The following is a 1,488-nucleotide window of genomic DNA, read 5'->3' as shown; positions in this document are numbered from 1 at the left end:
GGTGGCGTCCGTAATCCGGTGTAAATGGTCCTTCGGAGCTTCTGGCTTCGGTGGGTGATGTTACGCCGTTGCGCTGATGGCTTCGGTGGTGCTGCTCGCGGAGTCTGGGGCGTGCTGGGGCCGTAGTTGTCGGGGTGGGTGCAGCAGGCTGCGGCGTAGGTCTTGGAGCTGGCGTACCCCGGCCGGGGTCATGGCGAGTCCGCGCCAGCCGCGAGATGCGCGGTCCAGTACGGCCCAGGCGATGCTGACACAGCTGGTTTCGCCGGGGAAGCGACCGATAACCTTTGTGCGGCGGCGGGTTTCACCGAAGGTGCGTTCGATGAAGTTCGAATGCCGAATACGGTGCTGATGTTCGGGCGGGAACCGCAGGTAAGCGGTCAGGCCCGCGCGGTCGGTGAGCAGGATCTTCATCGCCGCGGGGTAGGTGGGTGCGTAGCGGGCCGCGAACACGTCCAGTCGGGCGTCGATGAGTTCGACGAGGTTGGGGCCGGCCTCGGTGGTGGCCTCGGCGGTGTCGAAGCAGGCCCAGTAGCCGTCGCGGATCTCGGCCTGCATCCCGGCGGGAATCTTGGCCAGCACGTTGCGGACTCGGTGAATCAGGCAGCGTTGACGCAGCGCGGTCGGGAAGATCTGCTCGATCGCCGCGATCAGGCCGGCCGCGCCGTCGGAGACGACCAGCAGCGGACACCCCAGCCCCCGCTCGGTGAGATCGGTCAGGAAACCCGCCCAGGCGTCGGTGGACTCCACCACTCCGGGGGCCAGGCCCACGAAGATGGGCTTGCCGGCGGTGGTGATGCCCCACGCGGCCAGGATCGGCTCGGCTGGTGAGCCGGGATGCATCCGGAAGAAGGAGGCATCCAGGAACAGGTAATCGAGCACCACATCGCCGAGCGGGCGCCGCGCCCAGGTGTCGTACTCGGTCTTGATGGCTTGACATATCTGGGAGACAGTCGATTTCGAGATCGCGGCCTGATCACCCAGCGCATCGGCGAGGGTGGCTTCGACATCGCGCACCGACAGCCCGCGCACGAACGAAGCGATCACCAGCGATTCCAGCGCGTTGGTCTTGGTGACGTGCTTGCCGAACAGCCGTGAGGCGAACGCGGCGGTCGTGCCGCGCAGCTTGGGCCGCTCCAGGGTGATCGGACCGGCAGTGGTCTTGACCGTCGCAGCCCGATAACCGTTACGCGCACCGGGCTGCGCGTCTGCTGCGGTGGCGCTGCGTTGGTAGCGCTCACGGCCCAAGAACTCGGTAATCTCGGCCTCCAACGCGGCCTGCATCAGCAACTGCGCACCCAGCCGTGCCACCTCCTCCAGGATCTCGGGCAACTCACGATCCGAGGCGAACAACTCGTCGATCTTGGCGCGAACACGATCGGTCGGCGATACTCGTGCAGGCACGGGCGTAGGTCCTTTCCTTCGATGACTTGGCGGTCTCGAAGCAGAACCTACGCCCGGCCCCTTTTACACCGGCTTTAGGACGCGACC

General features: G+C 66.4%; 1 protein-coding gene. It reads right to left on the bottom strand.

Annotation, left to right across the window (positions count from 1 at the left end; translation table 11 throughout):
* Positions 1 to 60: 60 nt before the first annotated feature.
* Positions 61 to 1,401, bottom strand: coding sequence for an IS256 family transposase (locus ACZYZ9_RS26405; protein ID WP_055578468.1), 1,341 nt, complete (start codon positions 1,399 to 1,401; stop codon positions 61 to 63).
* Between the last annotated feature and the right edge of the window lie 87 nt (positions 1,402 to 1,488).

This window comes from Mycobacterium sp. IDUB_28 (assembly GCF_055419285.1).
This window is presented reverse-complemented; position numbering and strand designations above follow the sequence as displayed.